Below are 6,099 nucleotides of genomic sequence, written 5' to 3' on the forward strand. Positions count from 1 at the left end.
GCGGTGGCTCCCACGGCGTCCGCCAGCCGCGCGCCGAACTCGTCCCGTGCCCCCTCGCTGAGGCCGGTGCGGCGCCCCGTGGAGTACAGCGGCCGCAGCCGCCACGCGGCGTTGTCCACATCGGCCGAGATCCGGCGCGCCGCCGCCCCGCGTTCCGCCACGAACTGGGCGAGCGCCTCGCGCAACTCACCGATCCCGTCTCCGGTGAGCGCGGACAGCGCGAGCACGGTCGCGCCCGGTTCGCCGTGCTCGCCGAGCGCGACCCCGTCCTCGTCGAGCAGCCGCCGCAGGTCGTCGAGGACCTGCTCGGTGGCCTCCCCGGGCAGCCGGTCGATCTGGTTCAGGACGATGAACATGACCTCCGCGTGTCCCGCCATGGGCCGCAGATAGCGCTCGTGCAGGACGGCGTCGGCGTACTTCTCGGGGTCGACGACCCAGATGACCGCGTCGACCAGCGCCAGGACGCGGTCCACCTGCTCACGGTGCTCTACGGCGGCCGAGTCGTGGTCGGGCAGGTCGACCAGGACGAGCCCGCGCAGCTGCGCCTCCGCCTCGGGGCTCTGCATCGGGCGTCGCCGCAGCCGTCCCGGGATGCCGAGCCGGTCGATGAGGGTCGCCGCCCCGTCGCTCCAGCTGCACGCGATGGGCGCGGCGGTGGTCGGCCGTCGTACGCCCGTCTCCGAGATCGTCACTCCGGCGAGCGCGTTGAACAGCTGCGACTTGCCGCTGCCGGTCGCGCCCGCGATCCCGACGACCGTGTGCTGTCCGGAGAGCCTGCGCCGCGCCGCCGCCTCGTCCAGGACCCGGCCGGCCTCGGCGAGCGTCCTGCTGTCGAGCCGGGTGCGGGAGAGCCCCACCAGCTCGCGCAGCGCGTCGAGGCGTGACCGCAGCGGGCCGTCGTAGGCCAGCGGGAGCACTACCTGCGTACCGCCCGTCCTGGTCTCCACCCTGGTCTCCATTGCGGCGACGTGCTGTGCGGCGGTCTCCTCGGTGGCCCTGCGCGCGATCAGTCCGTCGTCCCAGGTGTCCTCGGGCTCGGTACGAGCGGGGGCCTCCGTATGAGCAGAAGTGTCCGAACCAGCGGAAGTGTCCGAACCGGCGGAAGTGCCCGAACCAGCGGAAGTGCCCGAACCAGCAGGGTCCGTGCGACCGGAGGCGTCCTCGTTCTCCACGCGCGTGTGGCGGCGGTCGTCCTTCTGCTTGCGCGCGGGGTGGCGGTCGTCCTTCTGCTTGCGCGCCGGGTGGTCGTCTTTCTGGACTCGGGTGGGCCGGTCATCGCTCTGCACACGCGCGTGGCATCCATCGCCGTCCTTCGCACGCGCGGGGCGGTCGTTGTCCCCCACGTCCGTCACGCGCGTGTGGCGGTCCTCCGCACGCTTCTCCGGTACCTCGGGCACCTCGGGTACATCGGCCACCTCAGGCTCCTCAAGCTCCTCAAGCTCCTCGTGCGCGCTGATGTCCTCGGTCGCAACGGAACCGTCACTCTCGGCGACAGCCTGCGCGGGGACGATGTCTTCAGGACGCTTGTCTTGCTCCGTGTGCTCCGTGTGGTCCTGGTCCGTGACGGCGGTCACCGGTCACCTCTCCTTCTGCAGTACGGACAGCGCGGCGATGAGTTCGGCCTGAGGCTCCGCGTGGACTTCCAGGGCGTCGAGTGGGGCGAGTCGGCGTTCGCGTTCGTTGTGCATGACCCGGTCCAGGTGGTCGGCGAGCAGCCGCCCGGCCCGGTCGCGCAGCCGCAGCGCGCCGTGCGCACCGATCCGCTCGGCGAGCCCCTCGCCGGCCGACCGTGCCCGGCGCCCGCCCAGCAGCGCGGTGGCGACGAGGGCGGCGACCACCTCGGAGTCGAGTACGACGTTCCGGTCGAGGTAGCGCACCTCCTCCTCGGCGTACTCCTCCAGCTCCCGCCGCCACCGCCGTACGGCCACCCCGATGCGGTGCTCGGCGCTCTCCGGGTAGGGATCCCGGCGGGTCAGCTCCGGGGCGTCCGCCGCCGGTTCCCGCCGCCAGGCCTCGTCGACGCGCTCGTCGGCGGCGGTGACGGCGCACAGCAGGAGCGCGCCCAGGCTCTCCACGAGCGCGTCGAGGAGCTCCGCGGCGGTGCAGTCGAGCGGGAAGGCCCGCCAGCGCTTCAGGGCGTCACCGGCGACCACGGCACCGGCCTGCAGACGGCCCCGTACGCGCGCGTACTCGCTGTCGTACGCCCCGTCCACGGCGGAGGTGAGCCTGAGCGCGGCCGCGTACTGTGCGGCGGCGGCGCTGGCCAGCTCGGGCAGCCGGGCCTTGAGCGAGTCGAGGACGCCGTACGCCGTACGGGCCAGGGCGTGCTGCCGGGCCGCCGGGTCCTGCGCCTGCTGGAGGAGCCAGGTCCGCAGCGGCGCCACGGCGGTGGCCGGCAGCAGCCCGCCGCCCCAGGCGGACTCGGGCAGCTCGGGCACGGTGAAGCGGGGTACGTCGCCGAGCCCGGCCTTGGTGAGCAGCGCCCCGTACTGCCGCGAGACCTCGGAGACGACCTGGTGGGGCACCCGGTCGAGGACGGTGACGAGGGTGGCGTCGTACTCCTTGGCGGTGCGCAGCAGATGCCACGGCACGGCGTCGGCGTACCGGGCGGCCGTGGTGACCATGACCCAGATGTCGGCCGCGCAGATCAGCTCGGCGGCGAGGACCCGGTTGTCGGCGACGAGGCAGTCGATGTCGGGCGCGTCGAGGAGGGCGAGTCCGGGCGGCAGGGTGTCGGCGGTCTGGACCCGCAGCACGCGCGAGGGGTCCTCGCCGGGCAGCAGGAGTTCCTCCGCCTGATCCTGGTCGGGCACCCACACGCGCGTGAGGTCGGGCAGCACCCGCATCCCGCTGAACCAGTGATGGTCCTCCGGATGGCATACGAGCACCGGGGTCCGTGTGGTCGGCCGCAGCACGCCCGCCTCACTCACCCGCCGCCCCACCAGGGAGTTGACCAACGTCGACTTCCCGGCCCCGGTGGAACCGCCGATGACCGCCAGCAAGGGCGCTTCGGGCTCTCTCAGCCGGGGCACCAAGTAGTCGTCGAGCTGGGCGAGCAGTTCGTCGCGGTTGGCACGCGCGCGTGGGGCCCCCGCCAGGGGCAGCGGGAAGCGTGCGGCGGCGACACGGTCGCGCAGTGCGGAGAGTGCGTCGAGCAGCTGAGGCCGTACGTCCAAGGTCACCACATGCGAAGAATGCCCAATTTTGGGGGATTTCTGAAGCATATGAGCATGCCTGCGCGCCGACAGAACACAACGGACGGAAGGGACGACTGGGACGCAGGCATAGTCCAGGCATAACGAGTGGACAACACCCGATGCGCAAGACGCCAAAAGCGGTGCAGGATTCGTACCTGCCTGCGATTATCAGGACCGCTTCACCGAACCTCCACATCGAGTCACGGAGGCGAAGCAACAGGGACCAGGATGCGGGAGCCCTATCCTTGTCCCCGGCAACGTCACGGACCGGCCCACACCCGGGCACCCAAGACAGAGGCCACCACACCTGGCCCCCGTAGCTCAGTGGATAGAGCAGGCGCCTTCTAAGCGCTTGGCCGCAGGTTCGAGTCCTGCCGGGGGCGCTCCGCTGCATTCCGTTTTTCCGCCGGTCGGACGAGCCGAACGATCTAACCGATGACCCTCCCGGTGACGGCTCGCCACACGCTGGGCCGGGGATGAATTCCGCCACTCCGCCCGCGCGGAATCCCGGTTCACGTCACCGCCGCCCAAGGCTCCCTGCGCGTACCGCAATCCGGGACGGCCGTTACTGCCCCCACGCAAGCTCCACGGTGCCGCCATTCACCCTGGCGTACTGCATCACGAGACGGCGTCTCGCCCATTGACCAAGGCTCAGGCCTCTCCTATGGTTGTGGCACTTCTCGAAAGGACGGGACCAGCATGAGGCCAGTCGCTCTGATCGGCGTCTTGCTCGTGTCGTGCGCCGGCCGCCGGACCTACGACGAGCCGCTCAGCTACTTCCCGCCCCGGGAGGGATTGCGCCCCGGCACGGCTGTCGGCGAGCCCCAGACCCCCTTCTGAGCTTCTGAGCTTCTGAGCTTCTGAGCTTCTGAGCTTCTGAGCTTCTGAGCTTCTGAGCTTCTGAGCTTCTGAGCTTCTGAGCTTCTGAGCTTCTGAGCTTCTGAGCTTCTGCGCTGAGCTTCTGAGCGCCGTTCGTCGCCGCGCGACGAGCCCCCGCCACGCTGAAACGTTTCGTCGTCCGTTTCGTCCGTCGTGTCTTCGCCGACGGGCTTTTCCATCACATCTTTCGAGGAGTGCATCACCGTGACCACCACTGTCGGCCTTCAGCCGATCTCCGGGCCGTCCGCCTGGCGCGGCGACGAGCTGTCGAAGTCCACCGAATGGATCTACGTACTCAGCGACGCCGAGCGCGCCGAGTTGGAAGACCTGGGACGGCGCTTCGTCGCCGAGGACCCCGACCTGCGCACCGTCACCGCCGCCGATTACCCGTTCGAGGCCTGTCGCGCCCTCAACGACGAGTGCGCCCACCAGATGGACGCCGGCCGGGGCTTCATCCTGGTGCGTGGCCTGCGCACCGAGGAGTACGGGAACACCATGGCAGGGGCCATCTTCTTCATCATGGGCCTGCACCTCGGCCGGCCGATCGGGCAGAACCAGAGGGGCGACCTGCTCGACCACGTGATCGCCACGTCGAACAAGAGGATGTCCGACGAGGGCGCGCTGCCCTCTCGCGTGCGGGACCGGCTGCCGTTCCACTCGGACAGCTCCGACGTCGTCGCCCTCATGTGCCTGCGCGGCGCCAAGGAAGGCGGAGCCTCCAGCCTGGTCAGCGGTACCACCATCTACAACGAGATGCTGCGCCGCCGGCCGGACCTCGCTGCGCGGCTCTTCGACACCTACCACTGGGACTGGCGGCGTCAGGACCCCGACTCCCCGGAACTCACGTACACCTCACCGATCATCAGCCACGTCAACGGCGTCTTCAGCACCTACGCGGGCAACTCGATGATCTTCAGCGCCCAGGAGTACCCCGGTGTCCCCCGACTGACGGCCGACCAGGCCGCGGCCATCACCCTCTTCGACGAGATCTCGCAGGAGCCCGGCCTGCCGATCGACATGGATTTCCAGCCGGGGGACGTGCAGTGGCTGCTCAACTACGCCGCACTGCACTCGCGCACCAGCTACATCGACCACCCGGAACCGGAGCGCCGTCGGCACCTGCTGCGTCTGTGGCTCAAGCGCGACGTCGGTCGACCGCTGGCCCCCCGGTTCGGCAAGCACGTCGTCGTGATGGGTGAGCCCACTACACCTCTGGTGACCGGCGGCCGGTTCCGCGTCGCGGACGCCGTCACCGTCAACGACGACTGGGGAGTATGACGCCGAGCCCTAACGGACGTCTGCCCTGCCCACGCGACGGCGCCGGCCTCGGCGCCCTTCAGACACCGGTCGCTCGACGAGCGCCGTGCTGACGGTCGTGGTGCCGCCGGGGCGAACTCCCGACCGCCGCAGCCAATGCGACCTCTGGCTGCGGCGGTTGTCTGCCACAGCGGAGAAGTCCGCACCCGGGCAGCGGAGTTGAGGGCGACCGGCCGTCGGCTCACAGTCCGTCGGGCCGGTGATCCGCACGCGCAGGGCCTGGACGCCGGGCGCGAGCGGGGCGATGCGCCGGGCGCCGGCGGACATGGGCCGTGCGCTGAAGAAGTCCAGCGTCCCGTCGGCACCGAGGGGCCACTGCGGGCGGGCGGTTCGCGGCCGGTCGCCTTCAGCCCCGCCTCGTCGGGGATGAGGAGGGCGGCGGCGCCGTCGTTGGCCGGCGCCGCCAGCGAGGTGCTGTCGCGGATGGTCTCGTCCCGGGCGAGGTCGACACCCGACGACCTCGGCGTCGTACAGTCCGTCCTTCCAGGCGCGTGCCGCCTTCTACTTGACGCCGCCGACGACCGCGACCGATGCCTCGTCGACGGCGACCGCGCGTCCGGGACCGCTGGCCGGCAGGCCGGCCGACGCCGCAGCAGCCGGAAAGGGCTACCACGGCAGGCCCGCGCCCGCTCCCAGCAGGCCCTACACGCCGGCCGCGGGCCACCTGCGCGGCCCGGGCAGCACGCCCGTGCGGGCCACGTTGCGG

General features: G+C 71.0%; 4 protein-coding genes, 1 tRNA gene and 2 pseudogenes. 4 read left to right on the forward strand and 3 right to left on the reverse strand.

Going from position 1 to position 6,099, the window contains the following annotated elements; translation table 11 throughout:
- Together CLM62_RS03765 and CLM62_RS03770 are read right to left on the reverse strand one after the other, a co-directional pair.
- Positions 1-1,352, reverse strand: a 1,352-nt coding sequence (locus CLM62_RS03765; protein WP_373559101.1) for a YfjP family GTPase, incomplete at its 3' end; no start/stop codon positions are given.
- Positions 1,353-1,577: 225 nt separating this feature from the next.
- Positions 1,578-3,185 carry a dynamin family protein gene (locus CLM62_RS03770; RefSeq protein WP_095748444.1) on the reverse strand — a complete coding sequence of 536 codons (1,608 nt, stop codon included), beginning with the start codon at positions 3,183-3,185 and terminating at the stop codon, positions 1,578-1,580.
- A 322-nt stretch (positions 3,186-3,507) separates the two neighbouring features.
- Between CLM62_RS03770 and CLM62_RS03775 the strand changes: the two genes are divergently transcribed.
- From CLM62_RS03775 to CLM62_RS03780, 3 genes are all read left to right on the forward strand, one after another.
- Positions 3,508-3,580, forward strand: a tRNA-Arg gene (locus tag CLM62_RS03775).
- A 316-nt stretch (positions 3,581-3,896) separates the two neighbouring features.
- Positions 3,897-4,037, forward strand: a complete 141-nt coding sequence (locus CLM62_RS49715) for a hypothetical protein (protein ID WP_157857388.1) — start codon at positions 3,897-3,899, stop codon at positions 4,035-4,037.
- A gap of 243 nt (positions 4,038-4,280) precedes the next feature.
- Positions 4,281-5,354, forward strand: a complete 1,074-nt coding sequence (locus CLM62_RS03780; RefSeq protein ID WP_218835553.1) for a TauD/TfdA family dioxygenase — start codon at positions 4,281-4,283, stop codon at positions 5,352-5,354.
- A 332-nt stretch (positions 5,355-5,686) separates the two neighbouring features.
- Here the strand turns inward: CLM62_RS03780 and CLM62_RS51000 are convergent.
- Positions 5,687-5,894 (reverse strand): annotated as a pseudogene (locus CLM62_RS51000) (3-oxoadipyl-CoA thiolase); the annotation flags it as partial.
- Positions 5,895-5,898: 4 nt separating this feature from the next.
- Here CLM62_RS51000 and CLM62_RS50660 point away from each other — a divergent pair.
- Positions 5,899-6,099 (forward strand): annotated as a pseudogene (locus tag CLM62_RS50660) (hypothetical protein); the annotation flags it as partial.

This window comes from Streptomyces sp. SA15 (assembly GCF_002291145.1).
In the GTDB taxonomy this organism is placed as follows: Bacteria; Actinomycetota; Actinomycetes; order Streptomycetales; family Streptomycetaceae; genus Streptomyces.

What these genes read in the sequence shown, in the direction of transcription:
- CLM62_RS49715 (WP_157857388.1), top strand. Translation starts at nt 3,897, where the DNA reads ATGAGGCCAGTCGCTCTGATCGGCGTCTTGCTCGTGTCGTGCGCCGGC.